This is a genomic window from Ereboglobus sp. PH5-10 (assembly GCF_029504735.1).
In the GTDB taxonomy this organism is placed as follows: domain Bacteria; phylum Verrucomicrobiota; class Verrucomicrobiia; order Opitutales; family Opitutaceae; genus Ereboglobus.
In genome coordinates this window covers 1-24191 of sequence record NZ_JAQFIP010000019.1, presented here as the reverse complement: position 1 = coordinate 24191, position 24191 = coordinate 1, and the positions used below count along the sequence as shown (strand labels likewise).

Below are 24191 nucleotides of genomic sequence, written 5' to 3'. Positions count from 1 at the left end.
GCACATGCAATCAGCAGAACAACAAAAAGCATTCACCTCCCAAGAAGCAGCGCCGCAATGGTGGCAGGAAACCCGCGCCGCCGCATGGGAACGCTACAACGCCGCGCCACTCCCGGCCCGCGATGACGAACGCTGGCGCTTCTCCGACATCGCCGCCATCACGCTCGACGGCTACAACCTGAAAGGCGCGGACGGCCAGCCCGTGGACGGTGCCGGCGTCGCCGCCCTGTCGCCATTCACCAAAACCAAATACGCCGCGTCGCTCACCTTCGTGAACAACCGCCTCGCGCACCGCGCGCCGCTCCCCGGCGACCTCGCCACCAAGGGCGTCATCTTTTGCCCGCTCGACGAAGCCATCGAAAAATATCCGCAACACATCCAGGCCTACCTGCAAAAACACGACGTCGCGCTCGGCAGCGAAAAATTCACCGCCCTCAACACCGCCCTCACCACCAGCGGCGCGCTCCTCTACGTCCCGAAAGGCGTCACCATCGCCACCCCGCTCCTCCTCAAGCACATCGCCGCCGGCGACGCCACCAGCGTCTATCCGCACACGCTCGTCATCCTTGAGGACAACGCCCGCGCCACCCTCGTCGAATACTTCGCCAGCGCCGAGCCCGGGGCCCGCCACTTTGCCAGCGGCGTCAACGACCTCCACGCCGGCCCCGGCGCGCACCTCACCTACATCGGCGCGCAAACCTGGTCAACGAACACCCTCGCGTTCCAAACCAACTCCATCGTCGCGCAACGCGACGCGCGCATCCTCTCGCTCAACGTCCACCTCGGCGGACGCCTCGCGCGCCACGAATCGCACTCCCGCCTCCAAGGCCCCGGCGCGCACTCCGAAATGCTCGCGCTCACCGTCGCCACCGGCGCGCAAAAATTCGACCAGCGCACCCTCCAAACGCACCAGGCGCCCAACACCTCCTCCAACCTCCTCTACAAAAACGCGCTCCTCGACACCGCGAAAACGATCTTCTCCGGCCTGATCGTCGTCGAACCCGACGCGCAAAAAACCGACGCCTACCAGTCGAACCGCAACCTCATGCTCAGCGACGACGCCGAGTCGAACAGCCTCCCCGGCCTCGAAATTCAGGCCAACGACGTCCGCTGCACGCACGGCTCCACCAGCGCCCGCATCCCCGCCGAGCAGGAGTTCTACCTCCAGTCCCGCGGCATTGATCCCAAAAGCGCCCACGAACTCCTCGTCGCCGGCTTCTTCGAGGAAGTCCTCGCCAAACTCGAAAACGAAGAAATCCAAACCGCCCTGCGCGCAATGATCGAAGGCAAATTTAAAAAATAAGAATTAACCACGGAGGACACGGAGAAACACGGAGAATACTGAGGGCGTTGCTTGCGACGCCCGGTTTTCCTAAAAATCTCCGTGCCACTCCGTGTCCTCCGTGGTTAAAAAATAAAATCCAACAAACCCACCCGCCATGTCCAAAGAACGCACCCTCTCCCGCGAAATCACCGCCACCCAAATCCCCAGTGGTGACAAGCAAACCCTCGCCGCCGGCACGAAAATTTTCCTGCACCAAACGCTGGGCGGCAGCTTCACCGTGCAAACCGATTTCGGCCTCTACCGCATCGACGGAGCCGACGGCGACGCGATCGGCGAATCCGTCGCCGACCACCGCGTGCACACCGAAACGCTTGAGGACGGCGCGCCCAACCCCGAGGCGATCTGGGACCAGCTCAAAAAAGTTTACGACCCGGAAATCCCGGTGAACATCGTCGATCTCGGCCTTGTTTACACGATGGACGTCGAAAAAATCGACCCCGTAGGGGCGTCGCTTACGACGCCCTCCGAAAATGGCGAAGGCACCCCGGGCGTCGCAAACGACGCCCCTGCATCGGCGGAACCCGCGCCCGCCCCGTCGCCTCCCGCCTACAAAGTCAGTGTCGCCATCACGCTCACCGCCCCCGGCTGCGGCATGGGCCCGGCGATTGCGGAGGACGCCAAAAGCAAAATCCTCCTCGTCCCCGGCGTGAGCGACGCCGAAGTCCGCATCACCTGGGAGCCGCCCTGGAACCAGTCCATGATCAGCGAAGAAGGCAAAATGAAGCTCGGCCTCATCTGATCGCGGAGGGTTTTTGTCTGTTCGGGCAGTAATCCGAATTGCGCAACACCCGCGCGCGGGCGCGCCCCGGTTTCGCTCACTCGTTCGCAAACGCCGGGCTCGAATAGCTTGTGTCCGGCGGGTTGGAACTGGGCACCGGAAAACCGAAAAACTCCGGTTGCGCCCCCAGCTCGCGCCACGCGCTTTTTCCGCCCCGGTTGACGCGTGTGCGATGCGTTATCATGCCCTTTCGAAGCATGTGTTTCAACTCGCCGACATTGTGCGGACCGAACACATTTCCATCCTCGTCCGCATACGTGAAAACATCATCGCTCTCTTGAATTTGCCTGAGGCTTTTTTTGTCGAAGGGCGACTTCGAGTAGGACCCCGGCGGCGGCGCCACATTGCCGGGAACCACCGTGAAGAATTCAGGGAATGAATACAGCTTGCCCCATCCGCCGTCCGTGTCCTTGCGCGCCAGGGTGTCGGGGCGCACGGTGCCGTTTTTTATCATTGTGCGAATTTCCACGGGGGTGAGCGGGGGGGAGTCCGTTCCATTTTTGGTTTTTATGATGAACATAGGGCAAAATATAAAAATGACGTTCGGGGCTCTGACAGCGTCATGAAACATCGGTTCTGTTTATTTGGGATTTACGTGCAAATAATCGCATGGATTTGCATTGCGGGGAACGCGCGCCGCATTCCAAAATTCGCCGGTTTTCTGTCAACTCGAAATGCCTCGATAATAGTCTTTATGCGCCAACAAATCGAGTTACACGTATTGGCAGCCAGCATCCGGCGTGGCGCATAATTATAAATTACAATCCGATCAACTTAATGCACTTGGACAATGAATCCCTCTTCACCCTGCTGCCGTGGCTTTCGCCGGCGCTGGTGTTTTTGGTGGGCGCATGCATCGGGAGTTTTCTCAACGTGTGCATCTACCGCATTCCCGCCGGCAAGTCGGTCGTGCGGCCCGGCTCGCATTGCGTTTGCGGCAAACCGATCGCATGGCATGACAACATTCCGATTCTCGGCTGGCTGGTCTTGCGCGGGCGCGCGCGCTGCTGCGGAGCCAGTGTTTCGCCGCGTTATCCCTTTGTCGAGCTGCTCACGGCCTCGCTTTTTCTCGCCTGCTGGCTTTTGTTTCCGCCGTTCAAGGCGCTAAGCGGCATGCTTATGGTGAGTTTTCTGATATGCGGGGCGTTTATCGACATCGACCACTTTGAGCTTCCCTCCGTGTTCACCATAGGGTTGGGCATCGCGGGGATAATACTTTCCTGCCTCGTGCCGTCGTTGCACGGCCAGTCGCACGAAATTTTTGCCCTCGCCGCCCTGCGCTCCGGGCTTCTCAGCCTGCAGGGCCTGCTGATTGGCTCGGCGGTGATCCTGTGGATCGCCCTCGTCGCGGAGGCGCTGCTCAAGAAGGAGGCCATGGGCTTCGGCGACGTGCTGCTGGTCGGCGGCATCGGCGCGTTTTGCGGATGGCAGGGGGCGGTGTTTTCAATTTTCGGCGGGGCGTTTCTGGGCCTGCTTTGCGTGGCGCTGGTCTTCGCGTGGAACGCGGTCGCCTCGAAAAAAATCCGCGTCAAGTCGCTCGAGTCCCCCGAAAAGGAGGACGAGCTGAACAGGAATTCCCACATTCCCTTCGGCCCGATGCTCGCCGCGGGCGGGCTTGTTTATTTTCTTCTTGCTCACAAATGGATTGATCCGGTGCTCGCCAGTATAAACGCGATTATCTGGAAATAATATAAGCGGATTTCCGTTTTGCCGCGGCGGGCGGTCGCGAATTATATAAAATAATAATCATTTAATTGTCGATCACCACGCGCAGTCCGCGCCAAGGCGCAGCGTGTAGCCGTCGAATTTGCCGCCGGCGCGCGCGGTGACGGAGGCGGAAGCCGCCCAGCGCCCGCCGCCGCGCCAAATCAGGCCGGCGTCAAGCTCGGCGCTCAAGCCGCCAAAGTCGGCTTTGATTGCATCCCCGGCAATGGCCATCCGGGTTTCCCCGTCGAATTCGTGCAGGGCGCTGAGGCGGACGCGCGGAATCAAATGCCCGCGCTTGAGCGGCCATGCGCGATCAAAGGCAACGGCAAGGCGCGCGGCCAGGCTCGTGAAATCGGCAATTTCATACATGCGCCCAAAGCGGTCGGTTGTGTTGTCGATGTCGTGGCACTGGTGCTCGAAGGCGGCGAGCGGTTCGACGCGCCAGCCCGATTTAGTGCCGAAGGCGCGGCCGATTTGGATGGTCGCGCCTATGTCGTCGCCATCGGTCGAAAAAGTGGAGGCCCCGGGAGCGCTGATGTCGTAGCCGGCCCTGGCCCCTCGCACGATGACGGCGGCGTTCCAGGCCTGTCCGGCGAGTGCCGCGTAGAGGCCGGCGCCGCGAATGTCAGCCTTGGTTCTTGTTCCGCGCGAGAGTTCCATTTCGGCGTCGAGGAGATCGGCAAAGAGTCCCAACCTGAATGTGCGACTTCCGGTTTTGCGGACAAGTCCCGCGCCGGCCTGCAAGCCGGCGATCTCAATGGACGCGCCGGTGTAAACGGTTTGGTTGGCGCGATCCCTCCGATAGGCGAGGCCGGCCCAGAGGTCGGCGTTGCGGGCGCGGGGATTTTCGGAAATACGCAGATCGTCGAGGCGCGCGAGGAGCGTGTCGAAGGCGGCGCGACCGGCTTGCAGCGCGATGGCGTCGGTGCCGGCGACGGCGGGAAGCTCGGGCGAAAAGTTATCAAGCACAAGACGCCATTCGCGAGCGGCGGCGGCGTTGTCGGGAAGGAGCAGGTAATCGTATGCGCCGACGACAAAACGCGCCCCGCCGGCGAGCGCAAAGGCGTCCCCGGGGCTCGCCGCCCCGACGGTGATGAGCGCGGGTGTGGAGGCGGGCAGCGGCGAGCGGTCGGCGGTGGCGCGCGTATCCGTTAATTGGATACGAACCGTCGTTTGTCCCGACACGGAACCGGAGATGACGAGCGAGCCGGCTTGCGGCTCCGCGCCGTCGGCAAGCAGGAGGTCGAGCGCGAGCGTGCCGCGCGCGGCGCCGTAGTCGCCCGCGATGGCAAGGCGCGCGGTGGAGAGGTTGACGAAGCCGCGGTTGCTGATGAGCGCGGCGATGACCTGGTCGTGGCCGGCGAGGTCGAGCGCAGCGCCGGATTGCACGGTGTGGCGCGAGTCGCGCGCAAACACGTTTGCGGCGGCGGCGCGCAGCGTGCCGGTTTGGACGAGCGTGGCGCCCCTGTAATCGGCGGACGCGGCGAGCGTGAGCGTGCCCGCGCCCGCCTTCGTGAGCGCGCCCGAGCCGATGATTGCGCCGCGAATGACGAGCGTGCCGCCGTCCGCGGTTGCGATGGCGGCGGTTGTTTCGGGAGCGATTGATATCGGCGCGGTGATCTCTACTTCGGCGGAGGCGGCGAGCGAGAGTGTGCCGTTGCCGGTTATGCCGATGGCGGGGGTGTCGAGTTGCGCGGCGCGCGTGAATGCGATGACGCCGCCCTCAAGCGTGATGCCGCCGTGAAATGTGTTGGCGGCGTTCTCAAAGGCGAGCGTGCCCGCGCCGGTTTTGAGGAGGCGTCCTGTCGCGCCGGCGAGCGTGCCTGTGACAACACTCGCGGCATTGGCGGTGATGGTGTCGCCGGTGAAGGTTGTCGTGACGTTCCCCGAGACGATGATGTCGGAAACGGTGACGGCGGTCGGAATGTCGATTGCCGCCGCGGTGTTTTGAAAGGTGACGCGGTCGCCGTCGGCGAAGCGCGTGACCGTGCCGGTGTCGGTCCATTGGCCGGCGTGCGCGCCCGTCCAGAGGTTCGCGGTCGCGCCGGTGCCGCCCGTCCATGCGAGCGCGCGCGACATGTCCACTTGCGTTTCGACGAGAAGGAGGCTGCCGCTGGTTTTGAGCACGGCCTTGCGCCGGAAGTCGTCGAGTTGCTCCGCGCCATCGACGGTGAGGGTGACGGCGGGCGCGAGCGCGGCGAGGTTGCCGAGGTTGTAGGTGCCGCTTTGGATGTGTCCGCCAACGTCGATTGTGTTCGCGCCCGTGATGTTGAGCGAAGCGGCGAGGATGCGGTCGGATTCGAGATAACCGTCGGACGCCTCGCCGTCGTAAAGCGTGAACGCGAGCGTGGCGTTTTCGAGCGCGAGCGCGCCGCCGAGCGTGAGCGTGGCGGGCGCGGTGGAGCCGCCGGCGGTGGCGAGCCGCATGGAGCCTTGCGCGACGCGGAGCGTGCCGAGAAACGCGGTGGCGTCGGCGTCGAGAAAGATGAGCGCGCCCGCGCCGGTTTTTGTGAGCGTGGAGTCGGCGGCGGAGGCGAGCGCGCCGGAAAGCGCGAGCGTGTTTGCCCGCGTGTCGATGATGCCCGACGAGGCGGGCGCGAGCGTGATGGTGTTGGCGAGGGTTTGTTCGTTGGCGTCGATGCGGAGCGTGGCCCCGCTCGCGGAGGCGAAGCGGATTTCGTTTGTGGTCGCGCCGAGTTGCGCGGCGTTGGAAATGGCGAGCGTGCCTCCGGCGAGCATGACGCCGCCGGTGAAGGTGCTGTCGGCGTTCGCAAGAAGGAGCGTGCCGGAGTCGCGTTTTTCGAGCACGCCGCCGCCGGTGAGCGCGGCGGCGAGGGTGAGCGTTTTTCCCGCGCCAACGGTCGCGGCGATGGCGCCGGCGTCGAGTTGGAGCGTGTTGTTTTCGCCGGCCAGGACGAGCGTGCCGGAGCCGCCGATTGCCGCGCCGTCGCGGAGTGTGACGCCGGTTGTCGCGGTGGTGACGATGGTGAGAAGACCGCCATCGACGAAGAGCGTGGAGGTGGCGAGAAACGCGGCGGAGCCCGAGAGCGCGCCGATGCCGCCGAGCGCGCCGCCGCCGACAGTGTATGCGGAGGCGTTGAGTTTTGCGCCGGCGTTGCCGAGGAGGAGCGCGCCACCGGCGATGTTGATTGCGCTTCGGTAGTTGGAGTTGTCGGCGTTGAGAACGAGCGCGCCGTCGCCGGTTTTGTTGATAACATGGCCGATGGCCGCGCCGCTTGAGCCGCCGTCGGCAATGGTGTCGAGCGTGCGGTCGGCGGCGTTCGCATCGCCGATAACGTAGCGCGTGTCCGGGCCGGTGATGTCGAAGTTCACGATGGCGTTGGTGCCGGTGATGTAGAGAAAGCCGCCGCTCGCGCCGGTGGTGCCGGAGGATTTGTTGCCGGTGCTGGTGGCGGATGTGGTGGCGCGGATTGTGAGCGTGCCGCGATTTGTGAATATCGCCCCGCCGTTGCCCGCGGCGGTGTTGTCGGTGAACGTGACGTCGGTGAGCACCACCGAGGCCGCGGTGCTGGCGTTGACCGCGCCGCCGTGCGACGAGGCCGCGACGTTGCCCTTGAACCGCGCGCGTTCAACGACGACCGTGCCGCTGTTGGCAAAGAGCGCGCCGCCGGCGTTGGCCGAGTTGTCCGCAAACACAACATCCGTCAAAAAGGAACTGGTGTTTGCGCCGGTGTTGTAAATGGCGCCGCCATTGGTTCCGGCGGTGTTGTTCGAGAATGTGCCGCCGGTGAGGATGAGCGTGTTGCCGCCGCGGTAAACCGCTCCGCCGTGGGTCGCGGCAGTGTTGCCGTCGAAATGGCTTTGCGTGATGGTGGCGTAACCGGTGCCGTAAAACGCCCCGCCGCTCGCGCCCGCTGTGTTGGAGGCAAAAACGGCGTTATGGATGCGCGAGGTGCCGTTTGTGATGAGCGCGCCGCCGTTGCCGGAGCCGGTGGAATTGAGGTCGAAGGTGACGTTGGCGAGCGCGAGGAGGACGCGGTTGTTGGTGATGCCGATGGCGCCGCCGTGTTTGTCGGCGCGATTGTTTTGAAACCTCACCGCGCCGTTGCCGGCGATGGCGGCCGGGTCGGGCGCGAAGTTGAGCACCATGCCGGACGCGGAGCCGTTGTAGGCGAACACGCCGCCGTCGGTGCCGGTGGCGCCGAGGCCGTTGATAAAAGCAAGCACCGCGCTGTCGGCGATGAGGTAGGTGCCGGAGGTGTTGAGCGTGCGCGGGGCGGGATCGATTGTCGTGCTGGTTGTTATCAGCATTTGCGCGGAAGCTGCCGGGGAAAACAGCGGCACGCACATTGCAAACACATAGAACGCGAAACTATGAAGGCGGATTGGCGGCATGACGAAGACGCGAAAGCAAGGGTTGCGAGGCGGGGTGGGTTCTGAAAACGCGGAAACTGTATTGCAGTGAATATATGGCCGTCCGGTAATCGACAAGCCCAAGTTGCGGGGTGCGACCAGAAGTTATGTCAAATGAACGAAACCCGAGGTGTAAGCGAACAATTCCGGGGAGCGCACGCGTCCCGCGTGCCGGTAGCGACGTCCCGTCGCTACCTCATGCCAGAAAAGTCCGGCGGGACACCGGACTTCGCACGCGAGACGCGTGCGCTCCCCAGAAAAATATCTCCGCAATACCCCGTAAATTGTCGTCGCCTCTGCCTTGCTTACTCAACTTCTGGTCTCACCCCAAGTTGCGGGGTGTCTTTTCACGCTATTGCGCCGCGCGGGGTTTTTCCCATAGTCGGGGAAAATTTTCATCTCATGAGCGAGCTCAACGATCTCTACCAATCGGTCATCCTCGACCACAACAAGCGCCCGCGCAACCGCCGCAAGCTGCCCGCCGCCACGCGCGTCGCCACGGGCGACAACCCGACTTGCGGCGACCAGTGCACGGTGTATGTGCGCATGGACGCGGACCGCATCGGCGAGATCACTTTCGAGGGTTCCGGCTGCGCGATTTCGCAGGCGTCGGCCTCGCTCATGACCACGCAGCTCAAGGGCAAAACCGCCGCCGCCGCGGAGACGACGTTTAACGAATTCGCCGAAATCGTGAAAACCGGCAACGCCCCCGAGGAGTTTTCCGAGCTGGCCGCGTTTGCGGGAGTGCACGCCTTTCCCGCGCGCATAAAATGCGCCACGCTCGCCTGGCACGCCGCCCTCGAGGCGCTCAAGCAGCCCGACAAAACGCCGGAGCCCCAACAATAAACCCGCGATTGCGCCGCCTTCCCATTTTCGAAATGACTTCACTCGCACACACCCGCGCCGATTTTCCCGCGCTCAACCAAAATGTCGGCGCGCATCCGCTCGTCTATCTCGACAACGCCGCCACCTCGCAAAAACCGCGCGCGGTCATCGACGCGATCTCGCGCTATTACGAACGCGACAACAGCAACGTCCACCGCGGCCTCCACGCGCTCTCCATGCGCTCGACCGACGGCTATGAGGCCGCCCGCAAGCGCGCCGCGCAATTCATCAACGCCGCCGATCCCGCCGAGATCATTTTCACGCGCGGCACCACCGAGTCGGTCAACCTCGTCGCGCAAAGCTGGGGCGCGGCAAACCTCCGCGCCGGCGACGTCATCCTCATCACGGAAATGGAGCACCACTCCAATCTCGTGCCGTGGCAGCAAATCGCGCGGCGCACCGGCGCCACGCTCCGCTACGTGCCCGTCGCCGGCGAAAACGCGCAGCACGGGCTCGCCCTCGACGCGCTCGACAAACTCCTCACGCCCGACGTGAGGCTGTTCGCCTTCACGCACATCTCAAACACCCTCGGCGTCATCAACCCCGTCGCCGAACTCTGCGCGCGCGCGAAAAAAATCGGCGCGCTCACGCTCGTTGACGCCGCGCAGTCAATCGGACACGAACCGCTCGATGTCCGCGCGCTCGATTGCGACTTCCTCGCCTTCTCCGGACACAAAATGTGCGGCCCCACCGGCATCGGCGTTCTCTACGGACGCCGCGCGCTCCTCGACGCGATGCCGCCGTGGCAGGGAGGTGGCGGCATGATCGCCAGCGTCGAATATTTCAACACCACCTACAAACCCTCGCCCGAGCGCTACGAGGCCGGCACGCCCGATGTTTCCGGCGCCATCGGCCTGCACGCCGCGATGGATTACCTCGACGCCATCGGCCGCCCGCTCATCGCCGGGCACGACAACAGCCTCGCCGCGCAGGCCCGCGCCGCGCTCGCCGAGCTGCCCGGCATTCGCATTCTCGGCCCCGAGCAAAACAGCAAACGCGGCGGCTTGGTGAGTTTTGCGTTCAAGGAAGTGCACGCGCACGATGTCGTCACCTTCGCCGACCAGGACGGCGTCGCCCTGCGCGGCGGCCATCATTGCAACCAGCCCCTCATGCGCAAACTCGGCCTGTCCAGCACCACGCGCGCCAGTTTTTATATCTACAACACGCCGGAGGAAATCGACGCCTTGATAAAATCCCTCCACAAAATTCTGAAATTCTTCGGCAGTTAGTATTATTATTTAACCACGGAGGGCACGGAGAGACACGGAGACAGACAGAGCACAAATATTTCACCTCCGTGCTTCTCCGTGTTCTCCGTGGTTAATAAAAATTTCGAACAAACCATCCATGTCATCCGCCACCACCCCAGATAAACACCAAAGAACATGATATGCATGAAGCCTCATTTATTACCCCATTACGCCCTGCTCGCGTTCACTTTTCTCTGGGCGTTCATGACCACGGTTTTAACAGCGGCACCAGCCGGACGTCTTACCGCGATATACCACGACATTGAGTGCGAGTTCTCGCCGGGGCAGGAAACTTTGGCGCAAGAGCTGGCGCGCCGTTTGAACCAATATCACCACGAGACACCGGCAAGCACTGTCGCAGAAGAAACAGAAAGCAAGGAGCCGCTCAGTCCCGCTGAAATGCGGGCTCACCGCGATGATTATCTTCGCCATATTGCGTCACAGTTGAACCTGAAAAAGCCAACGGACTGGCAGGAGGAATGCTATGACGAATTTTTGAAAAATTACGAGGCGACTATGCGCGGTTATGCGGAAATGAGAAATTTTCCCACATTTATCAAAACGTGCGGGCGCATTACGATTTGGAACCGGCCTGAACTGATGCGCAGACTGGAGGCCGGAGAAAAGATTTCCGGCATGAGTTACGATCCAGTTGCGAAAAAAGTGGGGGCTAAATTTAGCTTTTTTAGTGAAACGCAAAAGAACATGGAGACTTTGTCTGTCGAAAGGGATTCTTTGCGCGCAGAATATCAACTGCTGCTTGATGGCGACAGTGACCACGTTTCTTATCGTGGGCGGGTGACGACAAAAAAACGCAACGCGTCACCTGCAAAAACGTCACCATCGAAAACTAAAAACACCGCGTCCAAGGAAAATACAGGATGGTTCCCGGTAATTATCCCCGATGTGGATGTTGATGCTCCAGTCCATGAACTTGCCGCCAAACTATGGAACGAATCTTTCATAAAGCTGTTCGAAGGTGTTGAGAGTATTCGCATCCCCCTTGTTGATTATCGTATCGCCAAAATCGTTCTGCATGAGACTGCGGAGATCGGCATTATAGATCATTACTATCGCAAGTCGGACAGGCGTTGGTTTTGCGATGGTGTGGCCAATTATATTTCCTGGCGGGTAGTTCGCGACATGCACGGTGAGTCTATCGCGACATCCGTCTATGATGTGCGCTCCCAGCTGACACGCTATGACAATCTGCGCGCCAAGATTGATCTGCGCAAATGGCCTGTTGCGGCAAAACAAACCGAAAAGGACCGCAAAAGTCGCCTCAACTCCGCGAATTACACCTTCGCCACGCAAGCGGTCTTTTTAATGAATCAAAAAGCAGGGAATGATATTCTGCCCCGCTTGTTTGCGGAGATCGGCAAAACACCCATAAGAAAAGTGTCGATGAAAACTGTGGAAAGCGCGTGGAAAAAACTAACCAATGGCAACTTGAGCGCCATTCTTGCCGAAGCGGTTGGTCAGCCCAATCCCAAAAATGAATCAACTCGCCCGTAATTCAGTTTGGCGAAAACTCCGAATATCTTGAATCGCGAGCCTTAACTAATACACACACATCTTACCACGGATTTATATATGATTGATACCACAACCACCCTCGTCGCGCTCCTTCACGGCCCGGACCAGCCCGGACTCGTCGCCAAAACCTCCGGCTGGATTTATGAAAACGGCGGCAACATTCTCCATGCCGACCAGCATCGCGATATGCAGGCCGAAATTTTTTTCCAGCGCATCGAGTGGACCGCCACAACCGGCAAGGGGCTCGCCTCTGATGGCACGCTCTTCAAGCGCTTCGCCGAAAACCTCGGCATGAACGTCCGCGTCGCCAACGCCTCGCACCGCACGCGCGTCGCCATTTTAGTGTCGAAGTTCGACCACTGTTTTCACGACCTCATCCTCCGATGGAAATCGGGCGACTACCACTGCGACATCGTCGCCATCGTATCAAACCACCGCGACCTCGAAGCCGCCGCGCAAAACTACGGGCTGCCCTTTCACCACATTCCCGTAACGGCGGAGACGAAACCCGCAGCCGAGGCCGCGCAACTCGCGCTCTGCGAAAAACTCGGCGTCGAACTCGTGATCATGGCGCGTTACATGCAAGTGCTCTCCGCCGATTTTCTGGGCAAGGCGACGTTTCCCGTCATCAACATCCACCACTCGTTCCTCCCCGCCTTCGCCGGCGGCAAACCGTATCACCAGGCGCACACGCGCGGCGTGAAACTCATCGGCGCGACCGCCCACTACGCCACGCCCGTGCTCGACGACGGCCCGATCATCCAGCAGGACGTCGCCCGAGTCACGCACCGTCACTGCGTGGAGGATTTGATTCGAAAGGGCCGCGACCTGGAAAAAATCGTCCTCGCCCAAGCCGTCCGCTGGCACCTCGACCACCGCGTGCTCATCTACGGAAACAAAACCGTGGTGTTTGATTGATCCGAGTGGAATGCCAGGCACAGCGCAATCAAGGTGGCACGCCATCGATTTATTCACACCAAGACTTGGCCAATTGCTGGATTGATTCAGCGATTGGCCAAAGCACAAAGCCGCCTCAGGCCAATATGAAAACCCTCGCGGACGATTGACCCACATGAAATCCGACGCCTGCCTCCAGTCGCAGATCATCACCTGCATCGGCAACAAGCGCGCGTTGCTGCCGTTCATCGGTGAGGGGCTCGGCATTGTCAAAAGGCGGCTCGGGCAAAACTAACCGCGCTCGCTCGGTTTGTTTTCGGGCACAGGAATCGCGGCGCGTTACCTCAAGCGGCACTTCGGCAGATAATCGCCAACGATCTCGAAAACTACAGCCGCATCACAAACGAATATTATCTCTCGAAACAAAAATATAACACCTTCCTCGCCAGCCGAAACTTGGGCAGCCGTCCTAAACACGTCCGGGAGTTTTTGTGTTTGCTGGAGAAACAATAAAGATCACGAGCCTGCCGGGCCGGGTTGGGGACGCGCTTCCCGCGCTGTTTGCAAATACCGCGCCACCAGCGTCAATCCCGGGAGCGTTTCGCCGAGTTTGGCGCGAACCGTGTGGCCGTTGCCGGGGGCGGTTTCGACGGGCTGGCCTTCGGTGTTTTCGAGTGCGCCAAGCGTCATGTCGCGGTCGCCGTCGGGCGAGATGATTTCCAAGCGGTCTCCGACGGCGAAGCGGTTTTTCACGTCGAGCGTGGAATAGCCTGTCGCCGCATCATAGGCAGTCACCTCGGCGACGAATTCCTGCGTGTCGGTGCGTGATTCGCCGCGTTCGTAGTTTTGCGTTTCGCGCGCCTCGTGGCGTCCGAGAAAACCGTCCGTGTAGCCGCGGTTTGCGAGGCCGTCGAGTTTGGCGAGGAGCGCGGGATCGAAGGGGCGGCCCGCGACGGCGTCGTCGATGGCGCGCTTGTATAGTTGCGCGGTGCGGGCGGCGTAGTAGTGCGACTTGGTGCGGCCCTCGATCTTGAGCGAGTCAACGCCGATCTCGACGAGACGGCGCACGTGCTCAATGGCGCGGAGGTCGCGCGAGTTCATGATGTAGGCGCCGTTTTCGTCCTCGAAGATTTCCATGTATTCGCCGGCGCGGCGGGCGGTTTCGTCGATGAGCCAGGGTTGTTGCGCGAGCGGATGCGGATGGTAGGCGGGATCGGGGGTGAAGGCGTCTTGCGGGCGCGCCTCCGCGGACGGGGCCGGGGCAATCCCGTATTTCCAGCGGCAGGAGTTGGTGCACGCGCCTTGGTTTGAATCGCGACTGCTGAAATAACCGGACAACAAACAGCGGCCCGAATGCGCGATGCAGAGCGCGCCGTGGACAAACACCTCCAGCTCCATGTCGGGGCACGCCTGGCGGATTTCGGAGATTTCATCGAGCGAAAGCTCGCGCGAGAGGATGATTCGGCGCAGTCCGAGCTTTTGCCAGAAGCGCACGCTCGAGGAGTTCATCGTGCTTGCCTGCACGGAGAGATGCACGGGCATTTCGGGCCAGCGTTTGCGCACGAGCATGATGAGCCCGGGGTCGGCCATGATGAGCGCGTCGGGTTTTTGCGCGTTGTCGAGGATGGGCGCCATGTCGTCGATGAAGGTGCGCACTTTGCGGTCGTGCGGGACGAGGTTGACGGCGAGGAAGAATTGTTTGCCGGCGGTGTGCGCGGTCGCGATGCCCTCGGCGAGGGCGGCGGCGTTGCGAAAGGTGTTTTTGCGCACGCGCAGGCTGTAGCGCGGCAGGCCCGCGTAGACGGCGTCGGCTCCGTAGGCGCAGGCGAAGCGCAGGGCTTTCAGCGAACCGGCGGGGCTGAGGAGTTCGGGACGGCGTGGTTTGTTCATGCGCGCCATGAGAAGACGGCGCGGTGTGTGTTGCGAGGTGCAAAATCGCGCCGCGTTAAAAGGATTTCCAAATGTCGCCGCGCCCGCCAATAGTTTCCGGCGTGTCCCAGCCTTCCAACTCATCACGCGCCCGTGACGGTGTCGCAAATCGATCCGCCGGTTTGTCGCGAATCGTCCTCGCGACCGCAATCGCAACGGTCGTGCTGCTTGCTCCCGCGCTGGCGGCATGGGTTGCCGACTGGCAGTGGGCGCCCGAAAACAAATCGTGGGTTTCCGCGGCGGTAATTGTGACGGACACCGCGGGGTTTCCCTTCGCGATCGCGACATGCGCGGCGCTGGCGGCGTTGTTTGTCTTGTTGATCAAGCCGTCGTGGCCGCGCGGCGCGCTCATGGTTGTGCTGCTGTGCGCGGCGGCGGTTTGCGGCGGCCAAATCGTCAAGACGGTGTTGAAGAATTTATTTCAGGAACCGCGTCCGTATGTCGAATGGCTTGCGCAAAATCACGGGCTGAAAAGCGAGCAGTTTTACGCGATGAAGCGTGGTGAGCGCGCGGAATGGTTGCGGGAAAACATCGCCGCCGACCCGCGAGTGCCCGAAGCGCTGCGCGAACATTGGGAGGCGGAAACGGGGTATTCGTTTCCTTCGGGGCACACGGCCTTTGTCGCAGTTTGGGCGTTGCTGGGCGTGACGTTGTTGCGGGGGCGGGGGTGGGGCGGGCGAGTGTGTTGCTGCGCCCTAGTTGCATGGGCGCTGCTCGTGGAAATCACGCGCCTTGCGCTCGGCATGCACTGGCCCGGCGATGTGGCGGCGGGTGTGTTGCTGGGCTGGGTGGTTGTTGCGGGTCTTGTCGCGGTTTGCCGAAATCGCATGACACCGCCCGCGGGGCGCGCCGGCTCTTAAACCGTCATTGGCGGCGCGCGGATAGTTCGCGCCTTGTCACCACGGCATTTGCACCCACGGGCTGTCCTCGTCCTCGAGCAAATAATCGGCGATCTCGGCAATGTCGCTGTTGTCGCAATCGGCGCCGCCCCAGAGCGCGCGGCCGATCACATAACTCTTCGCGTATTCTTTCCACGAGCCGAAGGTTTGCCCCGCAATTTGGTGGGCGGCCTCAATGTAATTCCAAGTTTGCTCGTCGTTGATGTAACGCATCTCGCGGCACAGTCGCGCCAGATACACAAGCCGCCCGCAATCCCATCCGGCGACTCCGTAGCGCTCGATGCTCGCGCTTGCCGTCGAGTCGATCACGCCGTCCTCCACGAGCTCATCAAGCGTTTCGTTGAGGTGGGAAATTTGAGCCAGCGTTTTTTCGCGATCCTCCTCGCTGTCGGGAAACGCGGCCGCGACGATGCGTTTTTGTTCCGCGGCGGGTTCGCGATAGGCGCGCATCACGACGGGGAAATAATGGCGAAATCCCTTGTCGCGCAGGTAATCGAGCGTGGTGGCCGCATCATCAACGCCCGCGATTCCCCACCATTCGCCGACAACGCGCCGGACTTCTTTTTTGGGGAGGCCGGTGTCGAGTGTGTTCAGCCACGCCTTTTGCTGCTCGCTGTAAATCGCGCCGAGGGAGAGTTTTTTATACTGTTCGGGCGGTAGCGCGACATCGGGATCATCGTTGTAATAAATCATGCGATCCTCGTCGTCCTCGTCCTCATCATCATACTCGTCGTCCTCCTCGTCATCGCCGGCTTCGCGAATCGGGCTCGGGCGGCCTTGCAGCGCGGGAAGTATTTTGACGAAGAAAAAGTAACTCGCCGTGACCGTAATGATGAACGCGGCGATGTATGGCGTGGCCGAGTCGGGGATGGTGATGGCAATTTGCAGCAGGGGCATGATTGGCGAAAAATACAAAAGGGATGCGTTTAAAAGCAATGTGAATAAGTTTTTGCGCCGGGACTTGGCAGTCCGTTTCGCGGCTCCCATATATGACGCGCATGTCCACTCGCGACGAACTCCGCCGCCTTCATTTCATCAATTCCCTTTTCGCGCACGTCACGGGGCGCGACCTCTATCTGGCCGGGCAGATCAAGGCGGCCATCGCGTTCAGCCTCGCCGAGCTCGAGCAGCAAACCGCCGAGCATCCCGAGATGGCCGCCAAATACGACGCCGCGTTCACCGCCGCCGCCGCGCAATTGCTGGAGAAGTTTTTCCACGAGCACGAGAGGCACGGGTTTTATCATTGGGACGCCGCCAAGTCGCTCGAGTCGGCCACGCCGCTTTTCGCGCGCAACGAAGTCATGGCCGGCTTGAGACATCTCGCGCCCTACGACGAATCGACGCTCCTCATCACCAACATCCGTCCCGCCCTCCTGCCGCCCGAGCGCCGCAAGACGCCCAGGCGCGTGCGCGACTACGAGGAGTTGCTCGACTTTATTCGCGAGCTCGCCGCCGCGCGCACCCCGCGCAACGCGAAGCTGCACCTCTTGTTTTTGTAGGAATTTTTTCCCGGAGGGTTTAGCCCGCCAAAAGACGCCAAAACGGGGCGCGCGCAAGGCCCGCCGCCTCATGGAAATCGGCGTTTTTCCTTATAAAAAAATCTTTCGTGCTTGTCGCTTGGGAACTCCGCGCCTTCGTTTTGAACCATGCCCGACACCGACAACAACGATCCGATCGCGCTTTTCAAAAAATGGCAGGACGACGCCGCGCGGACCAAAACCTGCGACCCGACGGCCATGGCGGTTGCCACGACCGACGCGCAGGGTCGCCCGTCCGTGCGCGTGGTGCTGCTCAAGGCGCTCGATGAGCGCGGGTTTGTTTTCTACACCAACCTCGACAGTCCGAAGGCCGCCGACTTGCGGGCGCATCCCCGCGCCGCGCTTTGTTTTCACTGGCACGCAATCGACCGGCAGGTGCGAATCGAGGGACCGGTCGAGCCGGTGGCCGACGCGGAGGCCGACGCGTATTTCGCCACGCGCGCGCGGCTCAGCCAGATCGGCGCGTGGGCCTCGAAACAATCGCGCCCGATGGAAGGTTATTGGGAGCTCGAAAAAGCGGTCGCCGCCACGCTGCTGCGTTTTCCAATCGGCTCGGTGCCGCGTCCGCCAAACTGGTCCGGCTTTCGCGTGAAGCCGCTGCGCATCGAGTTTTGGTGGCAGAAGCCCTTCCGCCATCACCAGCGCTTTGCCTACGAGCGCCCCTCGACCGACGCGCCCTGGGGCGGGGAGCAGTGGTTGTATCCATAATCATGTTTGCGCGCGCCGGCACACCGCCCATATTTGCCCGTCCTTTTCACCAAAATAAACGCACCACAATCACGCACACTTTTTAAGTCATGTCTTCACAAGCACCACATCGCCGCACAAGGGAGGAACTCCAGAAGCTCTACATGGACGCGCTCGAGCAACAAGGCTACCGCCCCGAGCTGGACCAGGACGGCGACGTGCGTTTCCGCCACGAGGGCAACAGCTACTTCATCGAGGTGCGCGAGGATGACCCGATGTTTTTCCGCGTCGTCATGCCGAACTTCTGGGACATCGAATCGCCCAAGGAGCGCGCGCGCATCATCGAGGCGGCCAACATCACCTGCAGCGACATCAAGGTCGCCAAGGTCTTTATCGTGCGCAACGACACCTGGTGCGCCGTCGAGTTGTTTTTGCCCGAACAGGAGCTTTTCGCCCCCATCCTCCAGCGCTGCCTCATCGCAATCCGCGCCGCCGTCAACACCTTCACCGAGCACATGCGCAGCCAGTCAAAACCGCCGCCCCTGCCTGGCGCCGACGATGACGACGACGACGCTGGCTTCAACTGAACGCAGCGGAAAGTAAACCACGCCATGAAAAATCACACACCCGAATCGCTCGCATCGCTTCGCAACACCATCACGGAATACATGTCCGCGGAGGGTTACCGCCCCTCGGTCAACGCCGACGGCGAAATCATGTTCCATTTCGAGGGCAAGGTTTGTTATCTCCAAACTGTTGAGAAGGATCGCGAGATGCTGCGCATCGTGATCATCAATTTTCATCCCCTCGAGGACGAGGCCGCGCGTGCCAAGGCCACCGCCGCCGCGCAGGAAGCCACCGCCTCGACCAAGGTCGTGAAAATTTTCACCCTCGATGATGACACTTGGTGCGTGGCCGAGCTGCTCATGCCGGAACCCGAGCGCTTCACCGCGATTCTCGGGCGCACGCTCTCCGCAATCCGCGCCGCCCTGCGCACCTTCGAAAAGGCGCTCGCGGGCGAAACCTGACAAAGTCCGGGGGAACCCTGGCCGCCTGTTTTCTGTCAGGCAGTTCGAGTTTTTACATCGCATGTTTAGTATTACAGAAACCGTGACTCCGAGCCGGACGGGTGAAGACTGCCGGCTGAAATTTGTTTCCGCGCTTCGAATGATGCAGGATTGCTCGGAACTGTGGATTGATTCCGAGCCCGCATACAGGGATTACTTTCGCGCCAACAACATCGCGCAGCTGCTCGTCTCGCGCCAGGTCGATGTGTTGCGCGTTCCCCGCATCAAGGAAAAGCTGACCATCACAACCGGCGTGTTTGGCTGCGCGGGCGCGTTCGGGCATCGCAATACGATCATATATGATGAATCCGGCGCGCCCTGTTATGCCACATGGTGTGTTGGAGCGTTCGTAAACCTCAACACGGGGCGCATGTCCAAAATACCGGCGGAGGTTGTGAACTCGCTGGTTATCGACGCAAAATACGGCATGGAATACCTCGACCGGAAAATAACCGTTCCCGCCGGGGAGTCTGCAAACTACGCGCCGGTGGAGGTGCTCAGGGACGACATCGATTACAACCGCCACATGAACAACGCACAGTATGCGCGCATCGCCGCCGAGTTGCTGCCGCCTTCGTTTGAGATTAAAAGATTCAGGGTTGAATACAAAATCCCCGCCAAGCTCGGCGAAACCCTGCATCCGCAAACCCTGGCGACTGAAAACGGTTGCATATACACGCGGCTAAAAAACAAATCGGGGCTGAGCCACGCGGTGCTGGAGTTTTGCGACCGGTAAGTTGTCGCAAGAAAATGCTTTTTGGGTAGGGCGAACCGTCCCGGTGAGCCGGGAATGTTTCGGCTCACCGGGACGGTTCGCCCTGCCTCAAATCAGCCGAGAACCCGCTCGAACTTTTCCGCATCCTCCGGCGTGTCCACGCCGATGCTCGCGTCCTTCGTGAAACCGACCGCGATTTCGTAGCCGTTTTCGAGCACGCGCAGTTGCTCCAGCTTTTCGATCTGCTCCATCCGGCTCAGAGGCAGGGTCGCAAACCGTTCCAGCAATTCCGCCTTGTAGGCGTAGAGGCCGAGATGCCGGTAACACGGGTTCGCAGCCACCCACGCATCATCGACCTGTCCCGCCCGGTCCCGCGCATACGGCATCGGCGAGCGTGAAAAATACAGTGCGCGCCCGTCATTGCGCACCACGACCTTCACCTGGTTCGGATTCGCAAAATCCGCCGCGCGCGTGAACGGCGTCGCAAGTGTCGCCATGTCCGCCGGTCCGGCGATCAACTCCGCCAGCGTGCGAATCTGCGCGCCCGTCACCAGCGGTTCGTCGGCCTGCACATTCACGATGCGCTTGGCGCGCACGGTGGTGTTTGCCTCGGCGATGCGGTCAGTGCCGCTCTGGTGTTTCACGCTTGTCAGGATTGTTTTAAATCCTGATGTCTCAAGAGGTTTCGCGAGCAACGGGTCGTCCACGGCAAAAAAGAGGGGCAGTTCCGGAGCCTCGCTGGCGATTCGTTCCGCGACCCACAATATCAAGGGTTTGCGTTTTATTTCATGCAAAAGCTTGCGCGGAAACCGCGTCGATTCGAGCCGGCAGGGGACGATGATTGCGACATCAGGGAACATGGTTGGCACACTTTGTGGCATGTTTTTGAGATTGCAAGCTGCGCCATCAATCCAACCATGGGCAACTCTCCGCACATAACACACCTTAATGGAAAATACAGAAACGTCATCATCCGCGACCGCCAGCCCGCTGGTAAAAGAGCTCGTCGTGCAGAACAAAATGGGCATTCACGCCCGTCCTGCCGCCATGATTGTGCGTATCACGAACAAATATAAGGCCGATGTGTTCATGGAAAAGGACGGCGAACAGGTGAATGGCAAAAGCATCATGGGCCTCATGATGCTTGCCGCGGGCAAAGGCTCGAAGATCAAGTTCACCGCCAGCGGCGCCGACGCCTCGCAAATGCTCGTCGAGCTCGAGCAGCTCTTCGCCCGCAAGTTCGACGAGGCATAGACCGCGGCGTGGACGCCGCGGTAAATTCCAATAACCAATAGACAAATTCCAAAAGTCAGCGCTGCTGAGCGCCCTCTTCCTCGCGCAATTTTCGTAGCGCGGGCCGCCGGGTTTCGCAGCGGCTCGATTTTGGAATTTTGGGGTCGAAATTTTTTTGGAGTTGGCATTTCGCAATTTTGGAATTTCCCCCTCCAGCACTTCTCGCTTTCCAACCCCGCCCCCAACCGCTACCGATTTCCACTTTTCCATTTACCATGTCGAACAACACCACGCTTAAATTCGCCGTTCTTCCCGGAGATTACATCGGACCCGAGGTCATGACCGAGGCCCTTCGTGTGCTCGAACACGCCACGAAACCCGCCGGCCTCGCGCTCTCCTACAAAATCGCCGACGTCGGCGGCGCGGGCATCGACAACCACGGCAAGGCCCTTCCCGAATCCACGCTCGAAGTCTGCCGCGAATCCGACGCCATCCTCTTCGGCAGCGTCGGCGGTCCCAAATGGGAAAAACTCCCTCCCAAGGAGCAGCCCGAGCGCGCCGCGCTCCTCCCTCTGCGCAAGGCCTTCAACCTCTTCGCCAACATCCGCCCCGGCCTGCTTTACTCCGAACTCGCCGACGCCTCCCCGCTCAAGTCCGAGCGCATCCCCAACGGCATCGACATCGTCTGCATCCGCGAACTCACCGGCGGCATCTACTTCGGCCAGCCCAAGCAAACCATCACCCTCGACAACGGCGAACTCCAAGCCTGCGACACGATGGTTTACAAAGTCTCCGAAATCGAGCGCATCGCCGAAACCGCCGCGGCCACCGCAAAATCGCGCGGCAAAAAAGTCTGCTCCGTTGACAAGGCCAACGTCCTCGAAACCTCCGTCCTCTGGCGCAAAACCGTCACCGACTACTTCGCGAAAAACCACCCCGACATCGCCCTCTCGCACATGTATGTGGACAACGCCGCGATGCAGCTCGCCCGCGACCCGAACCAATTCGACGTGCTCTTCACCGAAAACATGTTTGGCGACATCCTCTCCGACGAGATGGCCGTGATCTGCGGCTCGCTCGGCATGCTCTCCTCCGCCTCGCTCGGCACCGGCAAAAACTCCCTCGGCCTTCCCTTCGGCCTCTACGAACCCGCCGGCGGCACCGCGCCCGACATCGCCGGCAAAGGCCTCGCCAATCCCTGCGCCCAAGTCCTCAGCGCCGCGCTCATGCTCCGCCACAGCTTCGGACAGGAGGCGCTCGCCCAAAAAATCGAGGCAGCCGTCCGCAAAACCGTCACGCAAGACGGCATCCGCACCGGCGACATCGCCTTTGGCCGCCCGACAGTCGGCACCAGGCAAATGGCCGACGCGATCATCAAAAACCTCTGAGTTTTTTGTTCACCACGGAGACACGGAGAAGCACGGAGTTCAAATATGAGTCTGGATCGGGATGATTTGGCAGGGCGTGTTATTGGGGCCGCGATCGCCGTCCACAAACACCTCGGTCCGGGCTTGCTGGAATCGGCGTATGAAACGTGCCTCGCCATTGAGCTCCGCCATCTTGGAATCCCGTTTGAACGGCAAAAAATCCTCCCGATCACCTATCGCGACGAAGACATAAACGACGCCTATCGGATCGACTTTGTCATCAACAACGAACTCATCCTCGAGCTAAAAGCCGTCGAGACGCTCATGCCCATCCACACGGCGCAAACGCTCACCCACCTGCGCCTCGCCAACATCAAAACCGCGCTCCTAATCAACTTCAACGTCCCGCTCCTCCGCGACGGCATCAAACGCCTCTCCCTCTAAAAAAACGCACCTCCGATCTCCGTGCCCCTCCGTGTCTCCGTGGTGAATAAATAAATTCCATTTCAACATGACCGCCTCCGAAATCCGCCAATCCTTCCTCGACTACTTCGCCTCGCAGCAGCACAGCATCGTCGCGTCGTCCTCGCTCATGCCCGACTCGCCCGGCCTGCTCTTCACCAACGCCGGCATGAACCAGTTCGTCCCCATCTTCCTCAACGAACGCAAACCCGACGCCGCGCACCGCCCCAACACCCTCCGCCCCGCGCTCGACACCCGCGCCACCGACACCCAGAAATGCATCCGCGCCGGCGGCAAGCACAACGACCTCGATGACGTCGGCTTCGACACCTACCACCACACCATGTTCGAAATGCTCGGCAACTGGTCGTTCGGCGATTACTTCAAAAAAGAATCCCTCGCCTGGGGCTGGGAACTGCTCACCAAAGTCTGGGGCATCCCCGCCAAGCGCCTCTTCGCCACCGTCTACTCCCCCGACAAATCGAAAAACGATCCCGCCGACTTCGACCAGGAAGCCCACGACATCTGGGCCGGCCTCTTCCGCGCCGCCGGACTCGACCCCGCCGTCCACATCGTCAACGGCAACAAAAAAGACAACTTCTGGATGATGGGTGACACCGGCCCCTGCGGCCCCTGCTCCGAAATCCACTTCAACCTCCTCCCCTCCGACGACGAAGCCGCCGGCCGCGCCCTCGTCAATTCCGGCTCCCCCCGCTGCATCGAAATCTGGAACCACGTCTTCATCCAGTTCAACGCCGGCGCCGACGGCAGCTTCTCGCCGCTCCCCGCGCGCCACGTTGACACCGGCATGGGCTTCGAGCGCGTCGCCGGCATTTACGCCACCACAAAAGCCTTCACCGATTTCACGCCCGAGCCCTCCAACTACAACGCCGACATCTTCACCTCGCTCTTCGAGGCCATCGCCAAACTCTCCGGCAAAACCTACACCGGCACCGTTCCCGCCACCCGCGAAAACCTCACCGCGCAACAACGCACCGACATCGCCTTCCGCGTCCTCGCCGACCACGCTCGCACCGTCTCATGCGCCATCGCCGACGGAATTTTGCCGAGCAACGAAGGCCGCAACTACGTCATCCGCCGCATCCTCCGACGCGGCATTCTCTACGGACGCAAAGACCTCGGCCTCTCCACCGGCTTCTTCACGAAACTCGTCCCCGCCGTCGTCGCCTCCCTCGGCGGCACCTTCCCCGAACTAAAAGAGCAGCAGACGCTCATCGAAAAAGTAATCCGCAACGAAGAGGAAAACTTCGGCAAAACGCTCGACCGCGGCATCGCACAATTTAACCAAGCATGCGAAACCCTTCTGGGGAGCGCACGCGTCTCGCGTGCCGTGGCGGGGGGGCCCCCCCCCCCCACCCCCCCCGCCCCCCCCCCCCCCCCCCCCCCCCCCACACCCACCCCCCCCCCCCCCCCCCCCCCCCCCCCCCCCAACCCCCCACCCCCCCCCCCCCCCCCGAAAAATATCTCGATTTGCTCACCCAGGTTTGAAAGGCGACAAGGC

22 protein-coding genes are annotated in these 24191 nt (G+C 61.3%); 17 read left to right on the top strand and 5 right to left on the bottom strand.

What is annotated here, in order from left to right:
• Nucleotides 1-4: 4 nt before the first annotated feature.
• Both sufD and M2447_RS12245 read left to right on the top strand, forming a co-directional pair.
• A complete protein-coding gene (gene sufD, locus M2447_RS12250) occupies nucleotides 5-1303 on the top strand; it encodes a Fe-S cluster assembly protein SufD (RefSeq protein ID WP_277558840.1) in 1299 nt (432 codons plus the stop codon).
• A gap of 136 nt (nucleotides 1304-1439) precedes the next feature.
• Nucleotides 1440-2084: an iron-sulfur cluster assembly protein gene (locus M2447_RS12245; RefSeq protein WP_277558839.1), complete on the top strand. Its 645-nt coding sequence runs from the start codon at nucleotides 1440-1442 to the stop codon at nucleotides 2082-2084.
• Nucleotides 2085-2160: 76 nt separating this feature from the next.
• Here the strand turns inward: M2447_RS12245 and M2447_RS12240 are convergent, their stop codons facing one another.
• The gene (locus tag M2447_RS12240; RefSeq protein ID WP_277558838.1) at nucleotides 2161-2577 is read right to left on the bottom strand and encodes a GYF domain-containing protein; all 417 of its coding nucleotides are present in this window, start codon (nucleotides 2575-2577) and stop codon (nucleotides 2161-2163) included.
• Between the two features lie 323 nt (nucleotides 2578-2900).
• Here M2447_RS12240 and M2447_RS12235 point away from each other — a divergent pair, with 323 nt between their 5' ends.
• A complete protein-coding gene (locus tag M2447_RS12235) occupies nucleotides 2901-3812 on the top strand; it encodes an A24 family peptidase (protein ID WP_277558837.1) in 912 nt (303 codons plus the stop codon).
• A gap of 72 nt (nucleotides 3813-3884) precedes the next feature.
• Here the strand turns inward: M2447_RS12235 and M2447_RS12230 are convergent, their stop codons facing one another.
• Entirely contained in the window at nucleotides 3885-8186 is a 4302-nt protein-coding gene (locus M2447_RS12230; RefSeq protein ID WP_277558836.1) for an autotransporter domain-containing protein, read from the bottom strand.
• A gap of 420 nt (nucleotides 8187-8606) precedes the next feature.
• Between M2447_RS12230 and sufU the strand changes: the two genes are divergently transcribed.
• From sufU to purU, 4 genes are all read left to right on the top strand, one after another.
• Nucleotides 8607-9050, top strand: coding sequence for a Fe-S cluster assembly sulfur transfer protein SufU (gene sufU, locus M2447_RS12225; RefSeq protein WP_277558835.1), 444 nt, complete (start codon nucleotides 8607-8609; stop codon nucleotides 9048-9050).
• Between the two features lie 32 nt (nucleotides 9051-9082).
• The gene (locus M2447_RS12220; protein ID WP_277558834.1) at nucleotides 9083-10318 is read left to right on the top strand and encodes a cysteine desulfurase; all 1236 of its coding nucleotides are present in this window, start codon (nucleotides 9083-9085) and stop codon (nucleotides 10316-10318) included.
• Between the two features lie 165 nt (nucleotides 10319-10483).
• Nucleotides 10484-11854 carry a hypothetical protein gene (locus M2447_RS12215; protein WP_277510147.1) on the top strand — a complete coding sequence of 457 codons (1371 nt, stop codon included), beginning with the start codon at nucleotides 10484-10486 and terminating at the stop codon, nucleotides 11852-11854.
• 78 nt (nucleotides 11855-11932) lie between these two features.
• A complete protein-coding gene (gene purU, locus M2447_RS12210; RefSeq protein WP_277510148.1) occupies nucleotides 11933-12793 on the top strand; it encodes a formyltetrahydrofolate deformylase in 861 nt (286 codons plus the stop codon).
• 495 nt (nucleotides 12794-13288) lie between these two features.
• Here the strand turns inward: purU and yegQ are convergent, their stop codons facing one another.
• Nucleotides 13289-14662, bottom strand: a complete 1374-nt coding sequence (gene yegQ / locus M2447_RS12205; protein ID WP_277558833.1) for a tRNA 5-hydroxyuridine modification protein YegQ — start codon at nucleotides 14660-14662, stop codon at nucleotides 13289-13291.
• A 101-nt stretch (nucleotides 14663-14763) separates the two neighbouring features.
• Between yegQ and M2447_RS12200 the strand changes: the two genes are divergently transcribed.
• Complete coding sequence (locus M2447_RS12200) at nucleotides 14764-15561, top strand: phosphatase PAP2 family protein (RefSeq protein ID WP_277558832.1); 798 nt, start codon at nucleotides 14764-14766, stop codon at nucleotides 15559-15561.
• A 36-nt stretch (nucleotides 15562-15597) separates the two neighbouring features.
• Here M2447_RS12200 and M2447_RS12195 read toward each other — a convergent pair whose 3' ends face one another.
• Nucleotides 15598-16497 (bottom strand): DUF1266 domain-containing protein, encoded by a 900-nt coding sequence (locus tag M2447_RS12195; RefSeq protein WP_277558831.1) that lies wholly within the window; start codon nucleotides 16495-16497, stop codon nucleotides 15598-15600.
• A 101-nt stretch (nucleotides 16498-16598) separates the two neighbouring features.
• On the opposite strand from M2447_RS12195, the gene M2447_RS12190 reads away from it, so the two are divergent.
• The 5 genes from M2447_RS12190 to M2447_RS12170 all read left to right on the top strand — a co-directional run bounded on the left by M2447_RS12190 (nucleotide 16599) and on the right by M2447_RS12170 (nucleotide 19628).
• Nucleotides 16599-17099 carry a hypothetical protein gene (locus M2447_RS12190; RefSeq protein ID WP_277558830.1) on the top strand — a complete coding sequence of 167 codons (501 nt, stop codon included), beginning with the start codon at nucleotides 16599-16601 and terminating at the stop codon, nucleotides 17097-17099.
• A gap of 147 nt (nucleotides 17100-17246) precedes the next feature.
• Complete coding sequence (pdxH, locus tag M2447_RS12185; protein ID WP_277510154.1) at nucleotides 17247-17846, top strand: pyridoxamine 5'-phosphate oxidase; 600 nt, start codon at nucleotides 17247-17249, stop codon at nucleotides 17844-17846.
• Nucleotides 17847-17935: 89 nt separating this feature from the next.
• Nucleotides 17936-18412, top strand: coding sequence for a hypothetical protein (locus M2447_RS12180; RefSeq protein WP_277510155.1), 477 nt, complete (start codon nucleotides 17936-17938; stop codon nucleotides 18410-18412).
• Nucleotides 18413-18436: 24 nt separating this feature from the next.
• Nucleotides 18437-18853: a hypothetical protein gene (locus M2447_RS12175; protein WP_277510156.1), complete on the top strand. Its 417-nt coding sequence runs from the start codon at nucleotides 18437-18439 to the stop codon at nucleotides 18851-18853.
• A gap of 61 nt (nucleotides 18854-18914) precedes the next feature.
• Nucleotides 18915-19628, top strand: coding sequence for an acyl-ACP thioesterase domain-containing protein (locus tag M2447_RS12170; RefSeq protein WP_277558829.1), 714 nt, complete (start codon nucleotides 18915-18917; stop codon nucleotides 19626-19628).
• A gap of 92 nt (nucleotides 19629-19720) precedes the next feature.
• Here the strand turns inward: M2447_RS12170 and kdsB are convergent, their stop codons facing one another.
• On the bottom strand, nucleotides 19721-20488 hold the full coding sequence (kdsB, locus tag M2447_RS12165; protein WP_277558828.1) for a 3-deoxy-manno-octulosonate cytidylyltransferase: 768 nt from the start codon (nucleotides 20486-20488) through the stop codon (nucleotides 19721-19723).
• 67 nt (nucleotides 20489-20555) lie between these two features.
• On the opposite strand from kdsB, the gene M2447_RS12160 reads away from it, so the two are divergent.
• The 4 genes from M2447_RS12160 to M2447_RS12145 all read left to right on the top strand — a co-directional run.
• A complete protein-coding gene (locus tag M2447_RS12160; RefSeq protein ID WP_277510159.1) occupies nucleotides 20556-20861 on the top strand; it encodes an HPr family phosphocarrier protein in 306 nt (101 codons plus the stop codon).
• Between the two features lie 254 nt (nucleotides 20862-21115).
• Nucleotides 21116-22228: a 3-isopropylmalate dehydrogenase gene (leuB, locus tag M2447_RS12155; protein ID WP_277558827.1), complete on the top strand. Its 1113-nt coding sequence runs from the start codon at nucleotides 21116-21118 to the stop codon at nucleotides 22226-22228.
• Between the two features lie 45 nt (nucleotides 22229-22273).
• On the top strand, nucleotides 22274-22651 hold the full coding sequence (locus M2447_RS12150; RefSeq protein WP_277558826.1) for a GxxExxY protein: 378 nt from the start codon (nucleotides 22274-22276) through the stop codon (nucleotides 22649-22651).
• A gap of 67 nt (nucleotides 22652-22718) precedes the next feature.
• Nucleotides 22719-24191: alanine--tRNA ligase-related protein (locus M2447_RS12145; protein WP_277558825.1), on the top strand; the 1473-nt coding region annotated here is incomplete at its 3' end.